The 579-nt window shown below is 61.8% G+C and carries 1 pseudogene; it reads right to left on the reverse strand.

Annotated elements, in window-relative coordinates:
- Positions 1-18: 18 nt before the first annotated feature.
- Positions 19-492, reverse strand: a pseudogene (locus J5474_RS22480) (integrase core domain-containing protein); the annotation flags it as partial.
- Between the last annotated feature and the right edge of the window lie 87 nt (positions 493-579).

The following is a 579-nucleotide window of genomic DNA, read 5'->3' on the forward strand; positions in this document are numbered from 1 at the left end:
TGACCTGCCACTGAACTTTCATCCAGCTGCGACTTGAGCCCGGTTGGTGTTTACGCCGATCGGCGCAGGTTGAGCAATCGCCCGACGCGCGGAGTTATCATCTCGCGCAGCGGGGCGGGCGATTGTGGTGGTCAGGGCCCGTGCATAGTCAGCCGGGGTCTGGTAGTCCAAGGCCGAATGCGGACGCTCTGTGTTGTAGTCGGCAGCCCAAGCGGCGATCACGACGCGCGCATGAGCCAGGTTGCGGAACATGGTCTCGTTGAGCAGCTCATCGCGCATCCGGCCGTTGAAACTCTCCACGAAACCGTTCTGCATCGGCTTGCCCGGCGCGATGTAGTGCCATGCGACCCGGTGCTCGGAGCACCACCGCAGGATCTCGTTACTGGTCAGCTCCGTCCCATTATCGCTGACAATCATGCCGGGCTTGCCGCGGCGCTCGATTAGGGCCGTCAGTTCGCGCGCCACCCGGCGCCCCGAAATCGAAGTGTCCGGGAATGGTGACCTGCTCCCCTTGGAGTCCGCGTTTATAAGTTAGCTCTGTTCAGGGTTTGGTCCTCTTCTGACCGTTGGTGATACTCC

The organism is Sagittula salina, assembly GCF_017813235.1.
Taxonomy (GTDB): Bacteria; Pseudomonadota; Alphaproteobacteria; order Rhodobacterales; family Rhodobacteraceae; genus Sagittula; species Sagittula salina.